Here is a 26958-nt window from a genome sequence, read left to right as displayed (position 1 = left end):
CGCCGGGATCGACTACGAGGATTGTGCCGACTGGCGCCGGTGGCCGCTCACCTGCATGCCGTCTTCCGGCTGCAGCCTGAGGAAGCCGGGGATGCCGCACAGCGGGATCACCGCCATCAGCAGAAACACGATATGGAATTTCTCCGGCGTCAGCGACGATCCATCGAGCGTGACCAGACCGAGCAGCATGGCGGCGACGGAGACGCCGAAGCTGACGCTCAACTGCTGCAGGACGCCTCCGAGGCTGGTTGCGCGGCTCAGCTGTGCGGCCGGCGTCTCGGAATATGACAGGGTGTTGGAGGTCATGAACTGCGCCGCGCGCGCCAGCCCGAAGATGAAGACATAGAGAATGACGAACCAGTGCGGCGTATCGGGCGTGATCAGGGCGAAGCCGGCCACGACGGTAGCGCCGAACACCGCGCTCCAGGTCAACATGCGGTCGAAGCCGTAGAGTTTCAGCAGTTTCACCGATATGGGGCGGACGACAAGCGCACTCAGGGCGCTGACGAAGGTCAGAGTACCCGAGACGATCGGGCTCAGGCCGAAGCCGACCTGCAGCATCAGCGGCAGCAGGAAGGGAACGCCGTTCAGCCCGACGCGGCAGATGCCGCCGGCAAGCGTGCCGATGCGGAACGTGCGTAGCTTGAACAGGGTGAGGTCCACGGCCGGCGCTTCGGCCGTCCTCGCATAGCGGACGAAGCCGACGAGCAGCAGTCCGGCTGCGGCGAGGACGAGGAATATGGCCCAGACGGAAATTGTGGGACGCCCGATATTCTCGATCCCGTACTGTAGCAGCACGCAGCCGACGCCGACCATGACGAAGCCGCGAAAATCGAACTTGATCGTCTCGTCGCGTTCAGTGTCTTCGACGTAGCGCAGCGCCATGGCCATGCCGATCAGCCCGAAAGGCAGGTTCACCCAGAAGATCCAGCGCCAGGAAAGATAGGTGGTCAGGAACCCGCCAAGCAGCGGTCCGATCACCGGCCCGATGACGGCGGGCAGGGTCATATAGGTCATCGCCGTTACCAGCTGGCTGCGCGGGAAACTGCGGATGAGTATGAGGCGGCCGACCGGCGTCATCATCGCACCGCCGAAGCCCTGCAGCGCCCGCGTTGCGATCAGCATGGGCAGGCTGGTCGCCAGGCCGCAGAGGATCGAGCCGAGCGTGAAGACGAAGAGCGCGAGGGCGAAGATGCGACGCGTGCCGAAGCGATCCGCGAACCAGCCGCTCACCGGGATGAACATTGCCAGCGACAGGATATAGGTCGTCACCGCCAGGTTCATGCGCACCGGGGTGGTAGCGAGGCTCCTGGCGATATCGGGAACGGCGGTGATGAGAATGGTCGAATCGAGCTGTTCCATCAGGAAGGCCACGGCAACGACGGCAGGGATGATGTAGCGCAGGCTGGGATCGCGTTCGACCGCGAAAGTCTGGCCCTGCGGATTGAGATCAGGCGAGTCCATAAAATATAATAGCTTTCCACCGCCTGAGGGGGAGCAGGCGTTTCCTAATGATATGACCATTATCCATGGCGCAGTGCAACGAAAACCGGACCGGCCAGGTTCGCCAGATGCCGTGCGCGTCCCGTGCCCTAGTTGATCGACAGGGGAGAACGCAGCGTCCAGCGCGCCTTGTCGAAAACGGTCGCCGTTCGGATCTGTTCCGGCGCGGTTCTTCTCAGCTCCAGCTGAAGATTGAAATTATTGTTGCCCTGGAATTCCTTGAAGAAGCTGAGCTTGGCGCCGAAGGCCTGCAGCGTCACATCCTGCAAGGTGCCGATCGCATCCAACGCAGTTTGAAAATCCAGCCAGTGCGTCTCGTTGAGCAAGAGCACGACGGTATCGACGAAAGTGCTGGCGATGGCTTTGCCGTCGGCGTTGTCGGGCATGATCACCTTGATGCGGATGGTGTCGAGCTCACCGGTCGGCTTGCCGCGGACGATGATGAAGAAGGAAGCTGCCTTCGGATCGCCATAGGCGCCCTTCTGGACGGCATAGCTGCATTCCGAGGTGCCGCCGCCCAGTTCGCTTGGCCGCCATTCGCCGACGGAAAGGCCGAACTTCACCAGATCGGCGCAAAGGTTCTGGCCAGATATCCGCCAGCTTCGCACGAAGGCGCTGCGCAGCGCATCGACCGGGGGATCGAACAGGTGCGAAGTTCTGTCCGGGGATGATTTGGCGGCTGCTGCCTTGGCCGGTGCCCGAGCGCTGCGCACGGCGGCGCCGGCCGGCGCCGCGGTCTTGTTTCCGACTACGGTGCTTGAAGCAGCTCCGGCGGGTGGCGGGACCGAGTTTCCAGCGCTTTGCGCCGGTGCCGGCGGGGGCCGCTGCTCAGACTTGGGGAACAGGTTGAGATGATAGCGGCGGTCCAGCGCTCTCAGGTTGCGCATGTCGTTGGCAAGCAGCGCGGTCGCCAAGATGATCGAGCCGATGACGACAGCGGCAACCCAGAACACAGCCCAGCTTTTCTTGCGAGGTGGCGCCACCGACATGATTGAGATCTACAGCTGCTCCCGAGGAAATTCGCCTTGCTGCAACGATTGCATGTTGCACAGCTCGCCCATGCCTACAGCATATGCGTTTATGAACGATTGATCATTCTAATGTTTCTTTGTCAATTCATGGCGTTGCTTGCAGCAACTCTGGGAAAGGCACGCGGCAGCCCTTAGCCCGGAATTGCGTGAAAACAACGGGCTGGAGCGGCTCTGAGTTTCAGTAGAGGGCCGAAGAGCTCTAGGCGAAATAGGCCTTGAGCGCTTTGACGGTCGCTGCATCGGTGCGACGAGCCGACGGTGCCGAAAATCCGAGGGCGAGCAGCCGTTCATCGGTCTCGCTTGCCGCCACGGAACAGGAGGAGTGGATTTCGCTGATCGGCAATCGCGGCCATAGCTGACCGATCGTCGCGAGCGTGACGCCTGCGCCTGGCATGATGGAAATACGGCCGGCCGCAATGGCGATCACCCGCTCCAGCGTTGCGATGCCTTCCGCACTGGTTTTTGCGCCACCCGATGTCAGGATGCGTTCGAAGCCAAGGGAGACGGCCATTTCGACGGCCTCGCCGATATCCGGGACGAGGTCGAAGGCGCGGTGCAGCGTCTTGCCAAGTGTTCCGGCGTGGGCTGCCAGTGCGGCCAGCGCATTGAAATCGAGCCGTCCGTCGGGCAGCGAAGCGCCGAATACGACGCCCGGCAGTCCGGCATCGCGCGCCATGTCGATATCGCGCTTCATGACGTCGAGCTCGTCGGCAGAATAGACGAAGCTGCCGGCGCGCGGGCGGATCATGGCATAGGAAGGAACGGGCATGCCCGCCGCCGCCTCTATCAGCCCAGCGCTCGGAGTGAGGCCACCGACGGATAGCGCGCTGCAGAGCTCGATGCGATCGGCGCCACCCGCGATGGCGGTCTTGAGGCCGGAAATATCGTCGACGCAGATCTCAAGCAGCATGATGGTGTTCTTCCGCATATTGCAGCCCCAGCAGGGCGGCGCCGATCAGCCCCGGCTCAAGCTTGCATTGGCTTGGGACCACCAACGGCCGGCCGAATTTGCGCAGGATGCGGGCGCGTACCGCCTGGTCCAGCCGTGCCAGAAGCGGTTCGACGTTGGAAAGGCCGCCTCCGACCGGAACGATGGTCGCGCCTGTTATGTTGACCGTAAGCGCAAGCGGTGAGGCGACCAGATCGATCATGACGTCGATCGTGCGCTGCGCCTGCGTGTCGTCCTTCAGCCACCGGTCGATGATCTCTTCGCTCGACAATTCGGCACCGTACAGCGTCTTGTGCAGGCGCTCGATGCCACGGGCGCCGCCGACTGTGTCGACGCAACCCTTCTGGCCGCAGCCGCAGGGATAGGCGGGGATGGCGGCCGGCGGATCGCCGGCGAAGGACGCGATGATCGGCCCATGACCCCATTCGCCGGCAAAGCCGCCGGCAGCGTTGACCAAGCGTCCGTCCGCCACCAGGCCGCCGCCGACGCCGGTGCCGAGAATGGCGCCGAAGACGATGCGATGGCCGCGGCCGGCGCCGGACATGGCTTCCGCCATGGCGAAGCAATCGGCGTCGTTGGCGATCAGTACCGGGTAGCCGAGTTCCGCTTCCAGATCGGCCGCAAGATGCCGGCCATCAATACAGCGTATGTTGGCGCAGGTCAGCGCCTGCGTGTCGGGGTCCACCACGCCGGCAATGGAAAAGGAGAGGCAGGTCGGCTTCCCGCCGGCTTCGGCGATCACTTCGCGCAGGACTGCGACGAATTCCGCAAAATCATGCCTGGGGGTCGGGCGCCGGGCCAGCGGCAGAATATCCGTCATGGAGCGGGCGATTCCGCCCTTGATGGCGCTACCGCCGATGTCGAAGGAAACGATCATGAATACAGACCTGCAGGAAACATGCGGCACTTGCTCGCACCCTTTGCCGGTCTTTGCAAGACCAATCCTCGAGGTGCCCCGCCGCATCAGCCGCGCGGCAGGGTAATCCTCGCTTCGAAGCCATCAGGTCTTCCTGTGGCGGGCGATATGAGGTCGATGCGCCCTCCGATCTGATTGACGATACGCTCGACGATGGAAAGCCCGAGGCCTGAGCCGGCGGCCTTTGTCCTGCCACGCCAGAAGCGTTTCTTCAGGCCGGCGAATTCCTCCTGCGAAAGCACATGGCCGCCGTTGACGACGCGGACGGTGCCATCGCCAATGCTGACGGTCACTTCATCGTCGACCGGTCCGTGGACCAATGCGTTGTCGATCAGGTTGCGCATGACGATGGCAAAGGCGTCGATATCGATATTGCGGATCAGCTTTCCCTTCGTCTCGTTCTCCAGCAAGACGCGTCCGGCAGTGCCCGTGTCGCGGTCGTAGTCGCCGATCACGGTTTCGATGACCGCGATCAGATCGATTGGCTTGTCGCCGGTGCCGATGCCGGCCTGGGCGCGGGAGAGCTGCAGCAGCTTTTCAGCCAGACGGCCGAGATTGGAGAGCGAGGTCTCGATGCGGCTGGCGCGTTCGGCAAGCGGACCCGGCGGCAATTCCGCCAGCAGGCGCTGGGTCTGCGCGAGGGCGCCGGCAATCGGCGTGCGCAGTTCATGGGCGCTATTGGCGGAGAATTCGCGCTCGGCTTCCAAGGCGAGGCGAAGACGGTCGAGCAGGAGATTGACGGACCGGGCGATCGGCTGCAGCTCGCGCGGCAGAGTCTCGCTATCCAGCGGCATCATATTGCCGCCGTCCTTGGTGGCGATCTGCGATCGCAGGCGGTCGATCGGCCGCAGCGACCGGCCGACGACAAGACCGATGGCGACGATGCTGGCGGGAATGAGGGCCAGCAACGGCCAGAGCAGCGCGACACCGCTTTCGCGGGAGGCTTCGCGACGATTCTTGAAGGCGTCGGCGACGTGCAGGAAGATGGTCCCGTCAGCCGACGATTCCGTATAGATCCGATATCGCTCAGAGTTGTGGAAGCCGAGCGCCAGCGGCACATCGTAGGCCGTTGGCGGAGCGTCGTGCGAATGCAGGATGACCTTGCCGTTCGCATCGAGCACCTGATAGGTCAGATATTCGCGGTTCAGCCCCTTGTTCAGCTGCTCCAGGCTTTGCGGATCGCCCGAATGGTCGCGATTGCCGAGATCATCGAGCACCAGAGGCATCAGCCGCTCCGCGGTTTCCTGCAGCGCGCCGTCGAAAGTCTCGGACAGTTCCTTATGGACGACATAGACGCCGATGCCGACGGCAATCAGCCAGAAAAGCACGACGGTCCCGGTGAGCGCGGCGATCAGGCGCCAGGTGATGCTGGCGCGGCTAGGCTCATTGGGCTTCGTCATTTGTCACCCAGGCTATAGCCGACGCCGCGCGCCGTCCGGATGCGGTCCTTGCCGATCTTCTTGCGCAGGCGGCTGACATAGACTTCGACCGTATTGCTCTCGATTTCGGAGCCGAAAGCGTAGAGCGCTTCTTCGATCTTGTCCTTCGACACGATCGCGCCCGGCCGGGCGACAAGCAGGTCGAGCACGGCCCATTCGCGCCCCGTCAGTACGATGTCCTTGCCTTCCAGCCGGACGCGTCGCTGCGGCTGATCGATCTCGAGGTCGGCAAAGCGGATGGTCGGCTGCGGGCTGCCGATATAGCGCCGGGCGACCGCCAGGATGCGGGCGGTAAGCTCGCCGAGACTGAAGGGCTTTACGAGATAATCGTCGGCGCCGCTGTTCAAGCCCTCGATACGATCGGAGATCTGGTCGCGGGCGGTGAGGATGATGACGGGGGTCTCGTCAGGCTTGCGGCGCAGGCGCTTGAGAAAATCGATGCCGCTGCCGTCCGGAAGCTGCAGGTCGAGCAGGACGAGGCCGTAATTCACGGCACTGGTAACTTCGCCGGCATCGGCCAGATTTTTTACCCAGTCGACGGCGTGCGAATCTGCCGCGATATGGTCGCGAACGGCGCTGCCGATCGTATCATCGTCTTCCACAAGGAGAATCCGCACCTTAGCCCTCTCAACCGTTGACTGCGCTTCAGTTAATGCCGACGAACCTATCGGGTCAATAACGGCCAAAATAGGCCTTGAGGAGATATGTCTTTCAAGCCGAGGCGTCTTTGCCGGAAACGTTCCCGGCACCTATGGACAGACTGGGGTGCCGTGGTTACTTCTTTGCGCGGAGAACGAAGCGGCGCAGGATAGCCGCCACAGGCCATTGGAGGTTGTTCGGTCATGCTGAAGGGAATTTCGCCGCTGTTGAATGCGGATGTGCTCTACGCGCTGAAATCGATGGGGCATGGCGACATGCTCGTCGTCGTGGATACGAATTTTCCCGCGGAGGCCATTGCGAGCCAGACGGTCTTGGGTGAGCTGCTGCGCATCGACAATGTGCCGGCGGCCGATGCCGTTGCCGCGATATTGTCGCTGATGCCGCTCGATAGCTTCATCGACGATGCGGCGACGCGCATGGAAGTTGTGGGTGCGCCAGACGAGGTGCCGCAGGTCCAGCGCGAAGTGCAGGCGGCGATCGACAAGGCCGAGGGCAAGCACTGGCCGCTGTCGCCGGTCGAGCGATTTGCCTTCTACGAGCGCGCCAAGGATGCCTATTGCGTGATCCAGACGGGTGAACGCCGCTTCTATGGTTGTTTCACCTTGACCAAGGGCGTCATCCCGCCGGAAGCTGAGTGATCCCATCACCGGACTGAGCGCTGTTTCGATAAAGGAATGCGATGGCGAAGAAGCTGGATTCCCAAGGGCGGCTTGACGATGCGGCGCGCGCCGGATGGCTCTATTACGTCGCCGGGCGGACGCAGGACGAGATCGCCGTCGCGATGGGGATTTCCCGCCAGTCGGCGCAGAGGCTGGTGTCGCTTGCTGTCGCCGAACGGCTGATCAAGGTTCGGCTGGATCATCCGATCGCCGCTTGCCTTGAATATTCGGCGGCGCTCAAGAAGAAGTTCAATCTGCGGCATGTCGATATCGTGCCGAGCGATCCGGACGGCACGTCCTCGACGGTCGGCATCGCTCAGGCGGGTGCCGCCGAAATCGAGCGCTGGCTGAAGCGCAGCGACCCGATCGTGGTCGCGATCGGTACAGGCCGCACTCTGAAGGCCGCGGTCGACCAGTTGCCGGCGATCGAATGTCTGCAGCACCGTGTGGTGTCGCTGACGGGCAATATCGGCCCGGACGGCTCGGCCGCCTATTACAACGTCATCTTCAGCATGGCCGACGTCGTCAAGGCGCGGCATTTTCCGATGCCGCTGCCGGTGCTGGTATCTTCGGCCGAGGAACGCGAGCTGCTGCACGCGCAGGCGCTGGTACGCTCGACGCTCGATATCAGCGCCCAGGCCGACGTGACCTTTGTCGGCATCGGCGAAATGGGTGTCGAGGCGCCGCTCTGTCTCGACGGCTTCCTCGAGAGGGACGAGATGCTGGCCCTGATGAAACGCGGCGCGGCCGGCGAGATTTGCGGCTGGGTCTTCGATGGCCAGGGGAAGCTCATGCCCGACGACGTCAACGATCGCGTCGCAAGCGCGCCGCTGCCGTCGCGCGATACCTCCTCCGTCATCGGAATCGCCAAGGGGAAGCGCAAGTTCGAGGCAATCAAGGCTGCCGTTATCGGCCGCCAAATCAACGGTTTGATCACCGATGAAGCAGTTGCTGAGTTTTTGCTCAGGGACTGAGCAAAAAATTTAATCCATGAAAACAAACTGATAGGTTGCTTGCTCGGCAATGCAGCAACGAATTCGCATTGACATTTTGTCGCAAGAGGTGAGTAATTGCCCACGAGCAAAGCGAATGCTCATTTTTGGTCTTCTGGGAGGAAGATATGAAATTGAAAACTTTACTGCTGAGCGCCTGCTCGGCGCTGATGTTTGCCGGCTTGGCGTCCGCCGAAACCCTCACGATTGCGACAGTCAACAACGGCGACATGGTTCGTATGCAGAAGCTTACGGACGACTTCAAAGCCAAGAACCCCGGTATCGATCTGCAATGGGTCACGCTTGAAGAAAACGTATTGCGCCAGAAGGTTACGACCGACATCGCGACCAAAGCCGGCCAGTACGACGTGTTGACCATCGGCACCTACGAAGTGCCGATCTGGAGCAAGCTCGGCTGGCTTGCCTCGCTCGACAAGCTTTCCGCCGACAAGGACTATGACGTGAATGACCTTCTCCCGGCCATTCGCAGCGGTCTGACCACCGACGGCAAGCTCTATGCGGCACCGTTCTATGGCGAAAGCTCGATGGTGATGTACCGCAAGGACCTGTTCGACAAGGCCGGCCTGAAGATGCCGGACGCGCCGACCTGGGACTTCGTTGCCGATGCGGCCCGCAAGATCACCGACAAGGACCATGAAGTCTACGGCATCTGCCTTCGCGGCAAGGCAGGCTGGGGCGAGAACATGGCGTTCCTGACGGCGATGTCGAACTCCTTCGGCGCCCGCTGGTTCGACGAAAAGTGGAAGGCACAATTCGACCAGCCGGAATGGAAGGCGACGCTCGACTTCTACGTCAAGCTGATGAAGGATGCCGGCCCTCCAGGCGCTTCCTCCAACGGCTTCAACGAAAACCTGGCCCTGTTCCAGTCCGGCAAGTGCGGAATGTGGATCGACGCAACGGTTGCAGCTTCCTTCGTCTCCGATCCGAAGGAATCCAAGGTTGCCGACAAGGTCGGCTTCGCTCTGGCGCCGGACAAGGGCCTCGGCAAGCGCGGCAACTGGCTCTGGGCATGGAACCTCGCCATCCCGGCTTCGTCGAAGAAGGCTGAAATCGCAGAGAAGTTCATCTCCTGGGCAACCAGCAAGGAATACACCAGCCTTGTCGCACAGAAGGAAGGCTGGCTGAACGCACCTCCCGGCACCCGTACCTCGCTCTATGCGAATGCGGACTACCAGAAGGCAGCGTCTTTCGCGAAGATGACGCTCGACTCGATCAACTCGGCCGACCCGACGCATCCGACCGTGAAGCCGGTTCCCTATGTCGGCGTCCAGTTTGTCGCCATCCCCGAGTTCCAGGGCATCGGCACGGCTGTCGGCCAGCAGTTCTCGGCCGCTCTTGCCGGTCAGATCTCCGTCGATCAGGCTCTGAAGGCTGCTCAGCAGCTGACGGAACGCGAAATGAAGAAGGCCGGCTATCCGAAGTAAGGGGCCTCTGAAGCTAAGGAAAGCAGTGCCTCCTCTCGAGCATTGCTTTCCTCTAGGCCGCCGAGCGCCGAACTGCCCTTGGCGGCCCTTTTCGTTTCAGCCGGTCCACGGCCACCTCTTCCTGCTTAAAGATAGGTCGGTACTTGCCATGGCAACGTTGCACACCCGTTCTACCGCACGCACCATGATGGCGCCCTCGGTTCTGCTCCTCTTTGCGTGGATGATCGTCCCGCTCGTGATGACGATCTATTTCTCGACGCTGAACTACAATCTGCTCAATCCCGGCACGCATGATTTCCTCGGTTGGCTCAACTACGAATATTTCATCACCGATCCGGCCTTCCTAAGTTCGCTGATCGTGACACTGCTGCTGGTCGGTGGCGCGTTGCTGATCACCGTCATCGGCGGCATTGCGCTGGCGCTCCTTCTTGATCAGCCGATCTTCGGCCAGGGCATCGTGCGCATGCTGGTGCTTGCGCCTTTCTTCGTGATGCCGACGGTCGCCGCCCTGATCTGGAAGCATATGTTCATGAACCCGGTGAACGGGCTCCTGGCGCATCTCTTCCGGTTCTTCGGGCTTGATCCGCTGACCTGGCTGGAGACGGTTCCGCTTTTGTCGGTCATCATCATCGTCGCCTGGCAATGGCTGCCCTTTGCCACGCTCATCCTGCTGACCGCCCTGCAGTCGCTGGACGAAGAGCAGAAGGAAGCAGCCGAGATGGATGGTGCAGGTCCGGTTTCGAAGTTCATCTATATCACCCTGCCGCATCTGGCCCGCGCCATCACCGTGGTGATCCTGATCGAGACGATTTTCCTGCTCTCCGCCTTCGCCGAGATCCTGGTCACCACCAATGGCGGCCCGGGCACGGCGACGACCAACCTGACCTATCTGGTCTATTCGCAGATCGTTCTGTCACAGGACGTCGGCAGCGCATCGGCAGGCGGCATCATCGCCGTCATCCTTGCCAATATCGTCGCGATCTTCCTGATGCGCGCAGTCGGCAAGAATCTGGAGGCTTGAGATGGCACGCAAAATCAGCACGCAGCGCAAGATCGCCATATCCGTCGTCGCATGGGTCGTGGCGCTGCTCATCTTCTTCCCGATCCTGTGGACGATCCTGACGAGCTTCAAGACCGAGGGTGATGCCATCGCCTCGCCGCCGCAGTTCCTCTTTTTCCACTGGACGCTGCAGAATTATTTCGAGGTGCAGTCGCGCTCGAATTACTTCCTCCACTTCGGCAACTCGGTCATCATCGCTTTCGGGTCGACTATTCTCGGCCTCATCGTCTCCGTTCCGGCCGCCTGGGCCATGGCATTTTCGCCGACCAAGCGGACCAAGGACGTCCTGATGTGGATGCTGTCGACGAAAATGATGCCGCCGGTCGGCGCCTTCATCCCGATCTATCTTCTGTTCCAGGGCTTCGGCCTCTTGAACAACCAGTTCGCCAGCCGCGCGGGTATGGTCGTCGTCCTGATGCTCATCAACCTGCCGATCATCGTCTGGATGCTCTACACCTACTTCAAGGAGATCCCCGGAGAGATCCTCGAAGCGGCCCGCATGGACGGAGCGACGCTCGCCAAGGAGATCATCTACGTTCTGACGCCGATGGCGATCCCCGGCCTTGCCTCGACGATGCTGCTCAACATCATCCTCGCCTGGAACGAGGCCTTCTGGACGCTCAATCTGTCGGCCGTCGAAGCAGCACCGCTGAGCACCTTCATCGCCTCCTACTCCAGCCCCGAGGGCCTGTTCTATGCCAAGCTTTCGGCGGCATCGACCATGGCGATCGCTCCGATCCTGATCCTCGGCTGGTTCAGCCAGAAACAACTCGTTCGCGGCCTTACCTTCGGCGCGGTTAAGTAAGGAAGACAAGCATGGGTAGCATTGTTCTCAGACAAGTTTCCAAGGTCTTCGGCGAAGCCAAGGTCATCCCTTCCATCGACCTCGAGATCGATAATGGTGAGTTCGTGGTGTTCGTCGGCCCGTCCGGCTGCGGCAAGTCCACGCTTCTGCGCCTGATCGCCGGCCTCGAAGACGTCTCCGGCGGGCAGATCATGATCGACGGAAAGGACGGCACCAATCTGAAGCCGTCCGACCGCGGCCTTGCCATGGTGTTCCAGTCCTACGCGCTCTATCCGCATATGAGCGTGCGCAAGAACATCGCTTTTCCGCTCAAAATGGCGAATATGCCGCAGGCGGAAATCGACAAGAAGGTCGCGGATGCCGCGCGCGTCCTGAACCTCACGGACTATCTGGAGCGCAAGCCGCGCCAGCTTTCCGGCGGTCAGCGTCAGCGCGTCGCCATCGGCCGCGCCATCGTGCGCCAGCCGGCAGCCTTCCTGTTCGACGAGCCCTTGTCGAACCTGGACGCGGCGCTGCGCGTCAACATGCGACTCGAAATCAGCGAGCTGCATCAGCAGCTGAAGACGACGATGATCTATGTGACGCACGATCAGGTCGAGGCCATGACCATGGCCGACAAGATCGTCGTGCTCAACCGCGGCAATATCGAGCAGGTGGGTTCGCCGCTGGAACTCTATCGCAGCCCGCGCAATCTCTTCGTCGCCGGTTTCATCGGCTCGCCGAAGATGAATTTCGTCAAGGGCGCTTATGCCCAGAGCCTCGGCGGCGACACCATCGGCGTCAGGCCGGAGCATGTGCTGCTGTCGACAAGTTCGGGTGACTGGCAGGGGAAAGTGCTGGTTGCCGAGCATCTCGGCTCCGACACCTTCCTGCACATCGATGTCGATGGGATCGGCACGGTGACGGCGCGCGGTTCGGGCGATTTCCCGGCCCGGGCCGGCGACACGGTCTATCTGACGCCGGACAAGGCGCATATTCATCGGTTTAACGCCGAGGGCCTGTCGATCTGAGCCAAAACCAAGGCCGTGCGCGATCAATGCGCACGGCCAAAGCATTTCTTCCGGTTCGCATTTATCGATCTATGCGGACGGGCGAGAACACCAGCCGGCGCGGTCGTCCCAAACCGCTCTGAGCCAGAGACCTTTCAGAAGGACGAGAGACATGACGTGCAAATTATCGCTCGCAACTCTTCAGCAGGCGGCCGCAAAGGCGGCTATTCCTGCCTACGATCCGAAGTCGCTTTCGGCGGGCATCGTGCATTTCGGTGTCGGCAATTTCCATCGCGCCCATCAGGCTGTTTATCTCGACGATCTCTTCAATGCCGGCGGGGCGCATGACTGGGCGATTATCGGTGCGGGCGTGCTGCCTTCCGATGCGGCCATGCGGGAAAAGCTCGCCGCTCAGGACTTTTTGACGACCGTGGTCGAGCAGGACAATAATCGCACGGTCGCACGCGTGACCGCACCGATGATCGACATTCTGCCGGTCGGCGACGCCAAGGCCATGATCGCCAAGCTCACCGATCCGACGATCCGCATCGTTTCCATGACGATCACCGAGGGCGGATACTTCATCGACGCCTCGGGCAAGTTCAATCCCGCCCATCCGGCAATCGTCGCCGACGGTCAGAACCCGAATGCGCCGAAAACGGTGTTCGGCCTGATCGTGGCCGGCCTCAAGGCGCGGCTTGCCGCCGGCTTGCCGTCCTTCACCGTCATGTCCTGCGACAACATCCCCCACAATGGTGGCGTCACCAAAGCCGCCGTCGTCGGCACAGCGCGGCTCTCCGACCCGGCCTTTGCCGACTGGATCGCCGCGAACGTCGCTTTCCCGAACGGCATGGTCGACCGCATCACGCCGGCGACGGGTGCGCGCGAGATCGATCTTCTGAAGGAAGTCTTCGACATCGAAGACAACTGGCCCGTCTATTGCGAAGAGTTCAAGCAATGGGTGCTGGAGGACAATTTCCCCGCCGGCCGGCCGGCGCTGGAAAAGGTCGGCGTGACCTTCGTGCCCGACGTCACGCCCTATGAGCACATGAAGATCCGCATTCTCAACGGCGGCCATGCGGCGATCGCCTATCCGGCGGCACTGATGGATATCCATTTCGTGCATGAAGCCATGGAAGAGCCGCTGATCCGGGCCTTCCTCGCAAAGCTCGAAAACGACGAGATCATCCCCGTCATCCCGCCGGTGCCGAACACCGTGCTTGCGGATTATTTCAAGTTGATCGAGCGGCGTTTTTCCAATCCGAAGATCGCCGATACCATCCCGCGCCTGGCACAGGACGGCTCGAACCGTCAGCCGAAGTTCATCCTGCCATCCACAGCCGATCGTCTTCGTCGCGGCGAGGATATTGTCGGCCTTGCGCTCGTCTCAGCCCTCTGGTGCCGCTACTTCGCCGGCAAGAGCGACAGCGGCAAGGACATCGTTTTCAACGATGCCAGCGCCGACCGGCTGCATGAAGCAGCCCTCAAGGCGAAGAATGATCCGGCAGCCTTCCTGATATTCGACGATATCTTCGGCGATGTCGCCAAATCCGATCTTTTCCGCAAGCGCTTCGCGCATGCCCTGAAAACGCTGTGGGAAAAGGGAACCCGCGCCACCCTGCAGCTATACTTGGATAACAAACTCGCGGAATAATTTTCGAACGGCCGGAGTTCTCCTGCTCCGGCCGTTTTTCATTGTCATGCCGACATTTCGTCCAGGCGGGACAGCAACGGAATCCAGGTTGGATGTGTGATGACGAGTGAGGGAACAGGGCTCGTAATCTTCGATTGCGATGGCGTGCTTGTCGATAGCGAGCCGCTGTCGGTCGGCGTGCTCATCCAGGCGATGCGCGACGTCGGCGTCGAGATGAGCGAAGAGGATGTCTACAGCCGTTTCCTCGGCAAGAGCCTGGCGACGCTCGTCGATACGATGCAGACGGAATTCGATGTCTTCATCGACCAGGCGTTTCTCGATCGTATCCGCAACGATCTCTATGAGCGCTTCAGGCACGAGTTGAAGCCGATCGATGGCATTGCCGCGACGCTGGATGCGCTTTCGCTGCCACGCTGCGTCGCCTCCTCGAGCCAGCTGGAGCGCATCCGCCTCTCGCTCGGCGTGACCGGCCTTCTGGACAAGCTGGAGCCGCACATTTTCAGCGCCAGCATGGTCAAGCGCGGGAAGCCGGCGCCGGATCTGTTTCTTTATGCGGCGGAAAAGATGGGTGTGCCGCCGAAGGATTGTCTCGTCGTGGAAGACAGCCCGGCCGGCATCACGGCGGCGCGCGCGGCCGGCATGACGGTCTTCGCCTTCACCGGCGGTTCGCATGCGCATTCGCCGAGTTACCGGGCGGAGCTGGAACAGCTTTCGCCGGAAGTCGTGTTTGACGCGATGCCGGAATTGATACAACTTGTCCGCAACAAGAGATAAGTGGTCGGGACCTCTTTTTCATGCGTGATCACGTGGTTGCGGTCGATATCGGCACAGGCAGTGCGCGCGCCGGTGTCTTCACGGCGAGCGGCTCACTGCTGGCGAAAAGCGAACAGCCGATCCTGATGAACCGCCCGCGTGAGAACCACGCCGAGCATGATTCCGAAGACATATGGGCCGCCGTTTGCACGGCTGTTCGCGCAGCCGTAAAAGCGTCTGGCGTCGATGCATCCGTCATCGGCGCGATCGGTTTCGATGCAACCTGCTCACTGGTGGTGCGCGATCGGGATGCCAGGCAGCTCACCGTTTCCACCGGTGGCGACAAGAGGTTCGACACCATCGTCTGGCTCGATCATCGGGCGCTGGCGGAGGCGGATTACTGCACGGCGACGAGGCATGCGGTTCTCGAATATTCGGGCGAGTTCATGTCGCCGGAAATGGAAATGCCGAAGCTGATGTGGCTGAAGGAAAACCTGCCGGAAAGCTGGGCTGAGGCCGGCTATTTCTTCGATCTTGCCGATTTCATGACCTGGAAGGCCACGGGTTTGGTTGCGCGGTCGCGTTCGACGCTGGTGGCGAAATGGAACTATCTAGCCCATCGCGAGCCGGGCTGGCAGGCCGATTTTCTCAACGTGATCGGCCTTGGCGACCTGCGCGAGCGCGGCGGTCTTCCCGAGGAGAGTGTCGCCGTCGGCAGCAGTATCGGCACCTTAACGGCCGAGGCTGCGAAAGCGCTGGGGCTCGACCGTGCCTGCCATGTCGGTGCCGGCATGATCGATGCCTATGCCGGGGCGCTCGGCGCGCTTGCCGCTTATGCCGGCGATGCCGCGACGCTGGAGCATCAACTGGCGCTGATTGCCGGAACCTCGAGCTGCGTGGTTTCCTTCGCGCGCGAGCGCAAGCGCAGCACCGGCATGTGGGGCCCCTATTACGAAGCTGTGTTCCCGGGAATGTGGCTGGTCGAGGCCGGGCAGTCGGCAACGGGCGCGCTTCTCGACCATATCGTCAGCATGCATGCGGCCGGCGGCCCTCCGACGGCGGCGTTGCATGATCGCATCGTTCGGCGGATCGCCGAGCTCCGGCTTGCCGAGGGCGATTCGCTGGGCGGACGTATCCACGTGCTGCCCGATTTTCACGGCAATCGCTCGCCGCTTGCCGATCCGCATGCATTGGGTGTCATCAGCGGCATGACGCTGGACGCGTCTTTCGATGGCCTTTGCCGGCTCTATTGGCGCAGCAGCGTCGGCATTGCGCTCGGCGTCCGCCATATCCTGGAACGGATGCGGGATTATGGCTACGTGCCCGACACGCTGCATGTCGCCGGCGGCCATGTGAAGAATTCGGTGCTGATGGAACTCTACTCCGACGTGACCGGCTGCAAGGTCGTGACCCCGAAGATGAACGAGACGGTGCTTCTCGGCACCGCAATTGCCGCCTCCGTCTCTTGCGGTCTTCATGAAAGCCTCGGTGCGGCGGGTGCTGCCATGTATCCCGGCGGTCACGAGCGCTTGCCGGATACTCGCAAGAAGGCGCTTTACGATCGTGATTATCGCCGCTTCCTGGCCATGTATCGCCATCGGGCGGAATTGGATGCCATGGAATAGCTGGATCGGCCCTTGATGCTGCTTATCTTAACGGCGCCGGGGCGAACATGCCCTGTAGCTCTTCTATCCGGCGGGCCCTGCTTTCCGCCGCTCCGCCGGCGGCCTGCGCGACGGCAATAGCGATCAATTCCAGCAGCGCCATCATGCCCGAGAGGCTCTCGCGGCTATTGGCCCGCGGAGGTGGCAACGACAGCGTGACGTTGGCAAATTCATGCGCCCATTCCGTAAATTGGCCGGTTGCCAGCAGAACCTTGTGTCCGGCGCGACGGGCGGAGCGCGCCAATAACCGCGAAGTGGCGAAGCGCGGTGAATCGATGATGATGAGCAGGCTGTCCTCGGAGTGCGCGCCCAGCATTTCGATATAGCTGCCGTTGGCTCCGTCGAGGAAGAGAACATGATCGCGAGCGAAGGTCAGCCGCTCGCAGAAATGGCGACCGAGCCCTGCAAGACCGGGATGGGACGCGACGAAAACACTGCTTGATGACAGGATTGTCGAAACCGCATCATGCCACTGCGGCTGGTTGGCGAGGTTGTAGATATGCTGCAATATCTCGACCTGTTCGACGATCTGGGCCGCCAAGGGGCGGCTCTCGCCGGCATCCTTCTGAAGTTGTTCGAGAATGTTCGGCAATTGTAGCGTAACCGGAGCCACATTCTCCTTCAGATGCACCCGGATACCATCAAGGCCGTGATAGCCAAGGGATCGCAGGAATCGTCCCACCGTCATCGGGCTCAACTCCAGCCTATCGGCTACGGAGGAGGCGGTTTCGAATGGCAACTCATTCAGATGTTCTGAGAAATACTTTGCAATTCGACGCTCCGCTGGCGTACCAACCTTAATATATTCCCTAAGTTTTTGGCCGAGGTCTTCCAAATTCTGCGCCCCACTGACGGTCCTTTTAATGTTTGAGTGCACCAATTGATGCAACAACTGGTTACACAAATCTCATAAGGCCGCCGTTGTTGTTTTGGTTGTTATTAGGAACAAGGCATCTAAAACATATTAGCCTAAACTTTATTACAACGATACATTTTTTTAATTGGCCATACTCACATGTTTGGCGAGATATTGATATCGATGCAATCGCGTCCTAGGTGTCAAGCTATCCACCACGAGGCTCGACCATATGATTGTCCTTGCTGCCCGCCTTGCCTTCGAAAATCTCTTTGCGCCCGAGACGCGCAAGGTCTTCTGGAAGGTTCTCGGCCTGACATTTCTGGCGCTTGTCGTGCTTTGGTTTGCATTGCGCGGCGCGTTCAATTCCTTCGTTCTGCCATGGCTGCAGGGCATCATGCCGTCCACTGCGGACTGGACGGGCTGGCTCACGCTTTTCCTTGGTATTTTCGCTGGCATCGCATTGGCGTTGGCTATGGCGCTGCTGATCTCGCCGGTCACTGCGCTGATTGCCGGCCTCTTTCTCGATGATGTCGCGGAAGTTGTAGAAAAGCGCGACTATCCTTCCGACGTTCCTGGAATCGCCATGCCGATCGCTGCGGCGATGAAAAGCTCGGTACGGTTTCTTGGCGTCGTCATCGTCGGCAATATCGTGGCGCTGCTGCTGCTGTTCATTCCGGGCGTCAATCTCGTCGCCTTCTTTCTGGTGAACGGTTATCTGCTCGGCCGGGAATTCTTCGAATTCGCCGCCATGCGCTTTCGCTCGCCGGACGAGGCGCGGGAGTTTCGTGTCAAACACGCTTTCACGGTATTCCTCGCCGGTCTGGTGATCGCGGCCTTTCTGGCCATCCCATTGCTCAATCTGCTGACGCCGCTGTTTGCGGCCGGGATGATGGTGCATCTGCACAAGCTGATTTTACACAAGGAGACCAGTGTGCAGGTCCGGCGTTCTTAGCTTGCGGCTTCCGAGCCGATGACTTGCGCCGGCAGTTCGACCAGCGGCGCCGGGATATCCCAGGTCTTTTCCGGCGAGCGACAGAGGTCGGCAATGACGCAGCGTTCGCATTCCGGCTTGCGTGCCTTGCAGCAGTAGCGTCCGTGCAGGATCAGCCAGTGATGCGCATGGTAGAGATATTCGTCGGGGATGATCTTCATCAGCCGCTGCTCGACCTCATCCGGCGTCTTGCCGGGGGCCAGCAGCAGCCGGTTGGCAATGCGGAAGATGTGCGTGTCGACGGCCATCGTCGCCTGACCGAAGGCCATGGACAGCACGACGTTTGCGGTCTTGCGGCCGACGCCCGGCAGCGTCACCAGCTCCTCGCGCGTCCGCGGCACCTCGCCGCCGAAATCCGCGATCAGCTTTTCCGATAGCGCCACGACATTCTTTGCCTTGTTGCGGTAAAGGCCGATGGTCTTGATGTATTCGCGAATGCGTTCCTCGCCGAGATCCAGCATCTTCTGCGGCGTGTCGGCGACGGCAAAGAGGGCGCGCGTCGCCTTGTTGACGCCGGCGTCGGTCGCCTGCGCCGAAAGCGCGACGGCAACGACGAGCGTGAAGGGATTGACGTGCTCGAGTTCGCCCTTCGGTTCCGGCCGCTGGATGGAGAAGCGCCGGAAGATCTCTTCCAGGTCCGCCTTGGAATAGAGGCTTTTTGCAGCCGGCTTGCGGCCTGCGGTCGCATTTGACTTTTTCGCGATTTGAGCGCTGGATTTGATCTTTGGATTTGCCATGAACGACCTATACTCAAGTCCTATGACTGAACGCAACGCCGATACGGCTGCAGACGGCAACAGGCCGGTTTTCGCAGCCGAATTGTTTCCCCACCGCTCGCTCGGGCGAAAGGGATTTAAGGTCATGCTGGCCTTGGCCGGCGTCTTCTGCCTCTTGTACAGCTTCGTCTTCGTCACGCGCGGCGCCTGGCCGATCGGCATCTTCTTCGGCGCCGATTTCTTCCTGCTCTATGGCGCCTTCTGGCTGAACTACCGCTCGGGGCGCGTGCGCGAAGAGGTGACGGTATCGCGTACCAATGTGTCCATCCGCAAGTTCTCGCCGACAGGCCGCATGGTGGAGCACGATTTCAATCCGTTCTGGACGCGTTTCCTCGTTTGCCGCCACCACGAGATCGGCGTCGTGTCGATGCATGTCCGCGACAGAAGCCACGACACCGATGTCGGCTCCTTCCTCAACCCCGAAGATCGCGAGAGCTTTGCCAAGGCCTTCAAACGCGCGTTGGCGACGGTCACGCAGAGGATATGAGCGGGCAGAGCGAGGCAGGCCGATCACATTTTCGCAGAGAGACTACTTGCGCAAGAATCGGGTGGTTTTAGCCCTCTTGCCGTGGTTTTCTCCTTTCCAAGGAGAAAGATCATGAATGCGATTGCACAGCTGAAAAAAGACATCACCCCGGAAGGCCAGGATTACGAGACCGTGCGGGAAGTCATCGAGCTCATCACTGAGGAATATCGCGACCAGCCGTCGCTGGAGATGCTTGCCGACCGGCTCGGCCAATCACCGACGCAATTGCAGAAGACGTTCACGCGCTGGGCCGGATTGTCGCCCAAGGCCTTCCTTCAGGCCGTCACGCTCGATCATGCCAAGCGGCTGCTGCGCAAGGAGGATCTGCCGCTTCTGGAGACGTCTTTCGAAGTCGGCCTTTCCGGTCCGAGCCGGCTGCACGATCTCTTCGTCACGCATGAGGCGATGTCGCCGGGTGAATGGAAGGCGAGGGGCAGCGGTCTGGTGATGCGCTATGCGTTTCACATCTCTCCCTTCGGCCTTGCTTTGATCATGGTCACCGATCGCGGTCTTGCCGGCCTCGCCTTCAGCGATGCCGGCAATGAGAAGGCCTGCCTGGCAGACATGACCTGCCGCTGGCCGAATGCGCAATTCATCGAGGATCCGAATGCGACGGCACCTTACGCCGGGCGCATTTTCGAGCGATCGAACTGGTCGAGCGACCAGCCGTTGCGCGTCGTGCTGATCGGTTCGGATTTTCAGCTTCGCGTCTGGGAAAGCCTATTGAAGATCCCGATGGGTCGTGCTGTGACCTACTCCGACATCGCCAAGGATATCGGCCAGCCGACGGCGATGCGCGCCGTGGGCGCCGCTGTCGGCCGCAACCCGATCTCCTTCGTCGTGCCCTGCCATCGCGCGCTCGGCAAGAATGGGCAGCTCACCGGATATCATTGGGGGCTGACGCGCAAGCGGGCAATGCTGGGATGGGAAGCGGGGGATGTTTGAGGGTATTTTCGCAGGTTGGTAGTTTGCCGAGCCCGCGATACCCCCCTCTGTCACTTCGTGACAGAGGGGGGTATCGCACTTTCGTCGAATGTGGAGTTCCCCGCCGAAACGCCCTCAAGCCGCCTTCGCCATCGCCATCTGCAGCAGCGCCTTGGCAGCGCTTTCATCCGTAATCAAGGTATTGCAGCCGATGCGCTTGATGGTGGCGCTGATCGCCTGGGCGCGGTGCGCGCCGCCCGAGGAAATGACGATGTGCTTTGCCTTTTTCAGCGTATCGAGATCGACGGACATCACGCGCTTGTTGATGGGGTGATCGACGGAATTGCCCTCGGCATCGAGGAAATTGAACATGGTGTCGCAGACGCAGCCCGCTTCGATCAGCTCTTCCAGTTCGCGCTTCGAGATGAACCCCTCCGACAGCGAGGTCGAGTGCGGGCCGATGTCGCCGCAGCTGACGATGGCCAGATCGAGGTTCTCCGCCAGCCGGTAGATGGCTTCGAGGCCGCATTTTTCGATCAGATTGCGCTTGGTCTCGATCGAGTCGACCAGCAGCGGCGCCAGGAACATATAGCATTCCGCCCCGAGCTGGCTTGCCAGGCGCCACGTATAGTCGATCGGGTTGGTCTGATGGACGGCGACGATGCCGCCGAGCAGGGAGACCACCTTGCAATTGTCACGACGGGGAGGGCGGAAGCTTGCGAGCGATGCGGTCATCGTCCGGCCCCAGCCGACGCCGATCGTATAATTGTCGGGGATGGCTTCCGTGAGAAACTGGCCGAGCGCCAGGCCGACACTCTTTGCCTGGGCGTTGACATTGCCGCCGGCAGGCTCCGGAACGACGATCGCTTCATCGAGCCCATAGGTGCGCTCGAGCTTGATCGCCAGCTCCACGCAGTCGTCGATGCCTTCGGTGATCCAGATCTGCACTTCGGCGCGGCGCATGGCCTCATCCAGCAGACGAATAACCGTGGTGCGGCTGATGCCGAGCTGTTCGGCAACGTCCTTCTGCGTCAGGCCCTGGTTGTAATAGAGCCACGCGGCACGAAGCCTCAGCGACGAGGTTTCCGAATAGGCGGTATGTGTCCCGCGTCTCAGTTTGGCCACAGGTCCTCCGGCAAGATTGTCGCATGCGCCATTTAGCGTCATGATCGCCCCGGAAAATGAAAAGGAGCAATGGCGGATGACAGGAGCAGGCGGGATCGGCTCTTCTTCTGCCGATATTCTATGGCATGAAACTTATGTCAATTGAATTGCGCAAATGTCCTTGACTTTTCCTTGCGGGATTGCTGATAGTCGGGGCTGAGGAATTCGGTTCTGTCCAATCGAGGAGGACAATGTGCGAGTGTTGCTCCGAGCAGGTTCCAGGCCGGACGGGGGTTCATGTAGGGCGCCCGGCGCCGGTGGAAAGCCTGTCTCCGGAGGATTGTTTCTTCACCGCTCGGCCGTTCACCGGAAATGGAACTTTCGCGCTTTTTATCCCGTTACCGATACATAGGAGAAGGAAGGGCGTATTCTGCCTGATGCCTTCAAGCCGTCCGCCGACCGGACGAGACACGCCGCCCCAAATCTCCGCTTCCCAATGGGCCTCATTCAACAAGGATACCTGTTATGACTTCCAAGCTTGACCAACTCCGCGCCATGACCACCGTGGTGGCCGATACCGGCGATATCGAGGCCGTCGCGCGCCTCAAGCCGGTGGATTGCACCACCAACCCGACCATCGTGCTGAAGGCGCTCGGCACGCCGATGTTCGCCGATGCGATCAAGGAAGCCGTCGCTTGGGGCAAGAGGCAGGGCGGTGCCTCCGAAGCGGTTACGGCTGCCGTTGCCGACCGTCTGGCAATCTCCGTCGGCGCAGCGCTTTCCGGTCTCGTTCCCGGTCGTGTTTCGACCGAAGTCGACGCCGACCTGTCGTTCGATACGCAAGCCTCGCTCGCCAAGGCCCGCGCCATCATCGCTTCCTACAAGGAGCGCGGCATCGAGCGTGATCGCATCCTCATCAAGCTCGCCTCCACCTGGGAAGGCATCCGTGCCGCCGAAGTGCTGCAGAAGGAAGGCATCGACTGCAATCTGACGCTGCTGTTCAGCAAGGCGCAGGCTATTGCCTGCGCTGACGCCAAGGCATTCCTGATCTCGCCCTTCGTCGGCCGCATCCTCGACTGGTACAAGAAGTCGACCGGCAAGGATTACACGGCTGAGGAAGATCCGGGCGTCATCTCGGTGCGCGACATCTACCACTACTACAAGGCCAACGACATCAAGACGATCGTCATGGGCGCCTCTTTCCGCAACACCGGCGAAATCGAAGCGCTGGCCGGTTGCGACCGACTGACGATCAGCCCGAACCTGCTCGACGATCTTTCCAAGGACGAAGGCAAGCTGGAGCGCAAGCTCTCGCCGGAGAACAAGGGTTCGGTCGAAAAGATCGCGGTCGACGAGAAGACCTTCCGCTGGATGATGAACGAAGACGCGATGGCAACCGAGAAGCTCTCCGAAGGCATCCGCGCCTTCGCCAAGGATCTCGGCACGCTGCGTGCCATGGTCAGCAAGGAACTGCAGCTCGCTGCGGCTTGAAGGTGAAATTGGCTCTCTCTTTGGGGAGTGGCTGCTCAGGGGTGTCGCAGGGATGCGGCGCCCTTTTTGTTTTAAGTGATAGGTTGGGACTTTGAGTTTATCGCACCTGCGCACCCCCCTCTGTCACTTCGTGATATCTCCCCCAAAAGGGGGGAGATTGGTAACCCGCAGCGCTGCTGGTGCCAAACGACTGGCACTGAGACTTGCTGAATTATCGGCTCCTAGGAGCGGTATAATGCGCCCCAACGATCTCCCCCCTTGTGGGGGAGATGTCACGACAGTGACAGAGGGGGGTATCACGGGTGCGGCAGATGCGAAGTATGCGATGACCTACCGATCCCCAATAAACTCCGCCCTGACTTTGTCCGACTGCTCACCGATCGTCGGCGCCGCCATATCGTTCTTGGCGCGCATTCCATTCACCCGAATCGGGCTTGCCGTCGTGCGCACGGACGTGCCGTCATCGCGGGTCACCGTCTGCAGCATGTCGAGCTGGCGGAAGGCCGCACTTTGCAGCAGTTTTGGCCAGTCGAACACTTCCGCCGCCCAGATGTCGGCGGGCTCCAAGATGGCGAGCCACTCCCGAACTGTCTTCTCCTGCAGGCGGCTTGCGATCATGGTCTTGATCTCGTCGCGGCGCTGGAAGGCGTCATCAGGCGTGTAGTTGGCGAGCGCTGGCAGATTGAGTAGTGGCGCGAGTTTTTCCAGCGGCATCATGGCGAGCGCCAGCCAGCTGTCGGCGCAGCGATAGACGCCATAGGGGGCGGCGAGATAGGCGTGGGCATTGCGCACGGCGGATTTCTTCGGCAGGCGGCCGCCGTCGTTGAGATGCGTGGTCAGCACTTCGAACTGGAAATCGACCAGCGCCTCCAGCAAGCTCGTTTCCACATGCACGCCGCGCCCGGTTACGCCACGCCGCACCAGCCCCGCGAGAATGGCCTGAACGAGGAGATTGCCGGCCAGCATGTCGGCGACGGCAAGGCCGAAGGGCACGGGGCCGTCATCGGCCTCGCCGTTCAGCCACATGACGCCGGAGCGGGCCTGGGCCAGCAGATCCTGCCCGGGGAAGTGACGCCATTCATTATCGGGGCCATATCCGGTGATGCTGCCATAGACGATGCGGGGATTGATCGCGGCAACGGAGGCGTAGTCGAGACCAAGCCTTTCGATGACGCCGGGGCGGAAGTTCTGAATGACGACGTCGGCTTTGGCGATCAGCGCGCGCAGTTCCTGGAGGTCTTTTTCATCCTTCATATTGACGGTAAAGCTCTCCTTGCCGCGGTTGATGGCGTGGAAGAGCGTGGAATCGCCGCCGATCTCGGTGTCGCTGAGATAGAGCCGGCGGCAGAGATCGCCGCCATCGGGGCGCTCGATCTTGATGACGCGCGCGCCGAGATCGCCAAGCCGCAGCGCCGCCATCGGGCCGGCAAGAAACTGGCTCATATCCAGCACGAGAATGCCGGAGAGCAGGCCTTCGTGATTTTCCGTGTTCATATCAGGCTTTCAGCGGCGGCGCGTCCGCCGGCCGGCCGTTCTTGTAGCGCACGGTCTGGATATGCTCGCAATAGAGCACCAGCTCGCCTTCACCTTTGAAGACTTCGTAAGACGAGCGGATCAGGCCAAGCTCGGCATATTTCGGCTGCTTATCCAGATTGGTGCGGATGGTGTAGATGGTGTCGCCGATGAACGTCGGCTTGATGAAACGCAGCTTGTCATAGCCATAGGAAAAGGCGTTGACGCAATTGGTGGCGACAAGTCCGAGGCCGGCCGAAAAGACGAAGGCGCCGGCAACCAGCCGCTTGCCGAACAGGCCCTCGGTTTCGGCAAAGATCTGATCGCTGACATAAGGGTGCATGTCGAGCACCAGCGCATTGAATTGCTGGGACTCACCTTCGGAGATCGTGCGCCGCAGCGAACGAATCTTGTGGCCGATCTCGAAATCCTCGTAGAACCAGTTTTCCGCGTTCCAGACGGGAATTTCGGCGTGATCGGCCGGCATGGTTTTCGGATGAGTGCTGGATATGCCGACAGTCGCGGTCATGGCAGTTCTTTCGGTGGAAACGCGTCTTGTCTCAGAGAGACCAGAGGCGCTTGGCATTCAGATGATAGAGCCGATTGCGTTCGTCATCGCTTACGCCTTGCATCAGGGCGTGGGTTGCTGCGACCCAAGTGGAGAGATTGCCGCCGAGCGTGCAGACCGGCCAGTCGCTGCCCCAGATGACACGATCCCAGCCGAAGCTTGCGATACAATGCTCGACGAAGGGACGCAGCGTTTCCTGCGACCAATTGTCGGAATCGGCATAGGCAACAACGCCGGAGATCTTCACGATGACATTCTGGCGTTTCGAGACTTCGGCGATACCTGACGACCAGCTTTCGCTGAGCCCATCCTTCACCGCCGGCACGCCGCAATGGTCGAGCACGAAGCTGATGTCGGGATTGAGGTCGATGAGCGCGACCGCCTTCGATATCTGGTGCGGCAAGACGCAGAGATCGAAGGTGAGCCGCGTATTGCCAAGCCGCTTCAGGTTTTCGCGGAAGAGCGCACCCTCGGAAACGTCATCCGGCACGACATGCAGAACCCGGCGGAAACCCTTGACGAAGGGGTCTGCGAGTACGCGTTCGAGATAGGCGGGAAAATCTGTGCTTTCGGGACGGCAGGCGGCGATGGCGCCGCGCAGCAGGTTGCCGGGATCGCTGCTCAGGCTTTTGACATAGTCGGTTTCCCGCTCGATGTCGCTCTCGGCGACGTCGACTTCCATGTGAAGCGTGTCGGTAATCCCAAGCCGCTTGGCCTCGCGGGCATAGTCTTCGTAAAGGCTGTCGCGGTTGAGCGCGCCGGCCTTAGCGAGCCAAGGATAGGCGAGGCGCTTCCGGTCGACGATGTGCAGATGGCTGTCGAAAAGCATGGCGTTCCTCCCATACCTGCTTGCTCAACATATACTCACAGAAGAATAATTTATTCAAATAAAAATTATAGCTCGGCCTTGTCCACCGTGCCGGCCACGGTTTCGGAGATCTGCTTTGCCGCTTCCCGCACATATTCGACGACCTGTTCGCGCGTCGGCGCCTTCGGGTTCACGGGTTCGATATAGGGGCAGGTGAGGGCGGCCAATGCGTTGCCGTCCATCGCCAGAACGGGCGCGGAAATATTGTGCACGCCGCTCGTCTGCAGGCTGTTCATGGTTTCGAAGCCCTTTTCCCGGATCGCCAGCAGCTTCTCCTCGAGATCGGCCGGCGGCTCCTCCGCTTCCTGCTCCTGGCGCCTCTGCTCGTTGATCATCATCTGGCGCTGCTTTTCATCCTTGAATGCCAGAAGAATGTGGCCGGAGCCGGTATTGTAGAGATTGATCTGGGCGCCGACGCGAATCGAAATACCCCAATAGGTCGGCGAATCCTGCTGAGCGATGACGACGACGGAGCCGCGATCATAGATCGCCAGGTGACAGGCCTGCTCGGCACGGTTTGAGAACTCCCGCATCAGCGGCGTTGCGAAGGAGACGAGACGGCGCACCGGCGCGTGATAATGCGCAAGTCCGAACAGCTTCAGCGTCAGATAAAAGCGGTCGCCGTCCTGCCGCTGCACATAGCCGCGCCGCACCAGGCGATCGAGCATGCGATAGAATTCGTTGGGGCTCTTGTTAAGCGCCTTGGCAATTTCCGCCTGCGTCAAGCCGCCGTCTATGGTTGCGAGCAGCTCCAATATGTCAAGCCCCTTGTCCAGGGCTGGCGCGCGATAGCGATCACTGTCGTCTTCTACACTCATCC

Annotated in this window: 26 protein-coding genes; 13 read left to right on the top strand and 13 right to left on the bottom strand. The window is 60.9% G+C overall.

Translation table 11 applies throughout. The annotated features are described in order from the left end of the window. Nucleotides 1-12: 12 nt before the first annotated feature. The 6 genes from RHSP_RS13815 to RHSP_RS13790 all read right to left on the bottom strand — a co-directional run bounded on the left by RHSP_RS13815 (nt 13) and on the right by RHSP_RS13790 (nt 6455). Nucleotides 13-1464: a DHA2 family efflux MFS transporter permease subunit gene (locus RHSP_RS13815; protein ID WP_037151800.1), complete on the bottom strand. Its 1452-nt coding sequence runs from the start codon at nt 1462-1464 to the stop codon at nt 13-15. A 128-nt stretch (nt 1465-1592) separates the two neighbouring features. Beyond that, the gene (locus RHSP_RS13810) at nt 1593-2492 is read right to left on the bottom strand and encodes a DUF6030 family protein (RefSeq protein ID WP_004117847.1); all 900 of its coding nucleotides are present in this window, start codon (nt 2490-2492) and stop codon (nt 1593-1595) included. 241 nt (nt 2493-2733) lie between these two features. After that, nucleotides 2734-3444, bottom strand: a complete 711-nt coding sequence (locus RHSP_RS13805; RefSeq protein WP_004117845.1) for a copper homeostasis protein CutC — start codon at nt 3442-3444, stop codon at nt 2734-2736. Then, nucleotides 3434-4360 (bottom strand): ROK family protein, encoded by a 927-nt coding sequence (locus RHSP_RS13800; protein WP_004117842.1) that lies wholly within the window; start codon nt 4358-4360, stop codon nt 3434-3436. Before RHSP_RS13800 ends, RHSP_RS13805 begins: the two co-directional genes overlap by 11 nt. 86 nt (nt 4361-4446) lie before the next feature. Further along, nucleotides 4447-5799, bottom strand: a complete 1353-nt coding sequence (locus tag RHSP_RS13795) for an ATP-binding protein (protein WP_037151797.1) — start codon at nt 5797-5799, stop codon at nt 4447-4449. Beyond that, nucleotides 5796-6455 (bottom strand): response regulator transcription factor, encoded by a 660-nt coding sequence (locus RHSP_RS13790; protein ID WP_037151794.1) that lies wholly within the window; start codon nt 6453-6455, stop codon nt 5796-5798. Before RHSP_RS13790 ends, RHSP_RS13795 begins: the two co-directional genes overlap by 4 nt. A gap of 225 nt (nt 6456-6680) precedes the next feature. Here RHSP_RS13790 and RHSP_RS13785 point away from each other — a divergent pair, with 225 nt between their 5' ends. From RHSP_RS13785 to RHSP_RS13745, 9 genes are all read left to right on the top strand, one after another. Further along, a complete protein-coding gene (locus RHSP_RS13785; RefSeq protein WP_004117828.1) occupies nt 6681-7136 on the top strand; it encodes an RbsD/FucU family protein in 456 nt (151 codons plus the stop codon). 41 nt (nt 7137-7177) lie between these two features. Further along, complete coding sequence (locus tag RHSP_RS13780; RefSeq protein WP_004117825.1) at nt 7178-8131, top strand: sugar-binding transcriptional regulator; 954 nt, start codon at nt 7178-7180, stop codon at nt 8129-8131. Nucleotides 8132-8277: 146 nt separating this feature from the next. Continuing rightward, complete coding sequence (locus RHSP_RS13775; RefSeq protein ID WP_004117824.1) at nt 8278-9594, top strand: ABC transporter substrate-binding protein; 1317 nt, start codon at nt 8278-8280, stop codon at nt 9592-9594. A 148-nt stretch (nt 9595-9742) separates the two neighbouring features. Then, the gene (locus RHSP_RS13770) at nt 9743-10615 is read left to right on the top strand and encodes a carbohydrate ABC transporter permease (protein ID WP_004117823.1); all 873 of its coding nucleotides are present in this window, start codon (nt 9743-9745) and stop codon (nt 10613-10615) included. Nucleotide 10616: 1 nt separating this feature from the next. After that, entirely contained in the window at nt 10617-11459 is an 843-nt protein-coding gene (locus RHSP_RS13765; RefSeq protein ID WP_037151790.1) for a carbohydrate ABC transporter permease, read from the top strand. An 11-nt stretch (nt 11460-11470) separates the two neighbouring features. Further along, complete coding sequence (locus tag RHSP_RS13760; protein WP_037151788.1) at nt 11471-12469, top strand: ABC transporter ATP-binding protein; 999 nt, start codon at nt 11471-11473, stop codon at nt 12467-12469. Between the two features lie 151 nt (nt 12470-12620). Next, entirely contained in the window at nt 12621-14102 is a 1482-nt protein-coding gene (locus RHSP_RS13755) for a mannitol dehydrogenase family protein (RefSeq protein ID WP_004117819.1), read from the top strand. Between the two features lie 99 nt (nt 14103-14201). Next, nucleotides 14202-14876, top strand: a complete 675-nt coding sequence (locus RHSP_RS13750; RefSeq protein ID WP_004117818.1) for an HAD family hydrolase — start codon at nt 14202-14204, stop codon at nt 14874-14876. Between the two features lie 20 nt (nt 14877-14896). Then, nucleotides 14897-16480, top strand: coding sequence for an FGGY-family carbohydrate kinase (locus RHSP_RS13745; protein ID WP_004117816.1), 1584 nt, complete (start codon nt 14897-14899; stop codon nt 16478-16480). A 22-nt stretch (nt 16481-16502) separates the two neighbouring features. Here RHSP_RS13745 and RHSP_RS13740 read toward each other — a convergent pair whose 3' ends face one another. Then, entirely contained in the window at nt 16503-17354 is an 852-nt protein-coding gene (locus RHSP_RS13740; protein ID WP_037151784.1) for a MurR/RpiR family transcriptional regulator, read from the bottom strand. 253 nt (nt 17355-17607) lie between these two features. Between RHSP_RS13740 and RHSP_RS13735 the strand changes: the two genes are divergently transcribed. Then, nucleotides 17608-18330 (top strand): sulfate transporter family protein, encoded by a 723-nt coding sequence (locus RHSP_RS13735; RefSeq protein ID WP_004117810.1) that lies wholly within the window; start codon nt 17608-17610, stop codon nt 18328-18330. Here RHSP_RS13735 and nth read toward each other — a convergent pair. Further along, complete coding sequence (gene nth, locus RHSP_RS13730) at nt 18327-19106, bottom strand: endonuclease III (protein ID WP_004117807.1); 780 nt, start codon at nt 19104-19106, stop codon at nt 18327-18329. The two genes, RHSP_RS13735 and nth, sit on opposite strands and share 4 nt — an antisense overlap. A 22-nt stretch (nt 19107-19128) precedes the next feature. On the opposite strand from nth, the gene RHSP_RS13725 reads away from it, so the two are divergent. Then, nucleotides 19129-19632, top strand: a complete 504-nt coding sequence (locus RHSP_RS13725) for a DUF2244 domain-containing protein (RefSeq protein WP_037151780.1) — start codon at nt 19129-19131, stop codon at nt 19630-19632. 111 nt (nt 19633-19743) lie between these two features. Further along, a complete protein-coding gene (locus RHSP_RS13720) occupies nt 19744-20616 on the top strand; it encodes a methylated-DNA--[protein]-cysteine S-methyltransferase (RefSeq protein WP_004117802.1) in 873 nt (290 codons plus the stop codon). Between the two features lie 114 nt (nt 20617-20730). Here RHSP_RS13720 and RHSP_RS13715 read toward each other — a convergent pair whose 3' ends face one another. Continuing rightward, a complete protein-coding gene (locus RHSP_RS13715) occupies nt 20731-21720 on the bottom strand; it encodes a sugar-binding transcriptional regulator (RefSeq protein WP_037151777.1) in 990 nt (329 codons plus the stop codon). Between the two features lie 504 nt (nt 21721-22224). Here RHSP_RS13715 and tal point away from each other — a divergent pair. Further along, on the top strand, nt 22225-23190 hold the full coding sequence (tal, locus tag RHSP_RS13710) for a transaldolase (protein WP_037151774.1): 966 nt from the start codon (nt 22225-22227) through the stop codon (nt 23188-23190). A gap of 330 nt (nt 23191-23520) precedes the next feature. Here tal and RHSP_RS13705 read toward each other — a convergent pair whose 3' ends face one another. The 4 genes from RHSP_RS13705 to RHSP_RS13690 all read right to left on the bottom strand — a co-directional run bounded on the left by RHSP_RS13705 (nt 23521) and on the right by RHSP_RS13690 (nt 26956). Continuing rightward, on the bottom strand, nt 23521-24684 hold the full coding sequence (locus tag RHSP_RS13705) for a CaiB/BaiF CoA transferase family protein (RefSeq protein ID WP_004117794.1): 1164 nt from the start codon (nt 24682-24684) through the stop codon (nt 23521-23523). Between the two features lies 1 nt (nt 24685). Beyond that, complete coding sequence (locus RHSP_RS13700; protein ID WP_004117791.1) at nt 24686-25231, bottom strand: MaoC family dehydratase; 546 nt, start codon at nt 25229-25231, stop codon at nt 24686-24688. 31 nt (nt 25232-25262) lie between these two features. Further along, complete coding sequence (locus tag RHSP_RS13695; protein WP_004117788.1) at nt 25263-26099, bottom strand: amidohydrolase family protein; 837 nt, start codon at nt 26097-26099, stop codon at nt 25263-25265. Nucleotides 26100-26164: 65 nt separating this feature from the next. Further along, the gene (locus tag RHSP_RS13690) at nt 26165-26956 is read right to left on the bottom strand and encodes an IclR family transcriptional regulator (RefSeq protein ID WP_004117787.1); all 792 of its coding nucleotides are present in this window, start codon (nt 26954-26956) and stop codon (nt 26165-26167) included. Between the last annotated feature and the right edge of the window lie 2 nt (nt 26957-26958).

Origin of the sequence: Rhizobium freirei PRF 81, from assembly GCF_000359745.1 — a bacterium.
GTDB classification, from domain to species: domain Bacteria; phylum Pseudomonadota; class Alphaproteobacteria; order Rhizobiales; family Rhizobiaceae; genus Rhizobium; species Rhizobium freirei.
The sequence above is the reverse complement of the archived record's forward strand: the minus strand, read 5'-3'. Positions and strand labels throughout refer to the sequence as shown.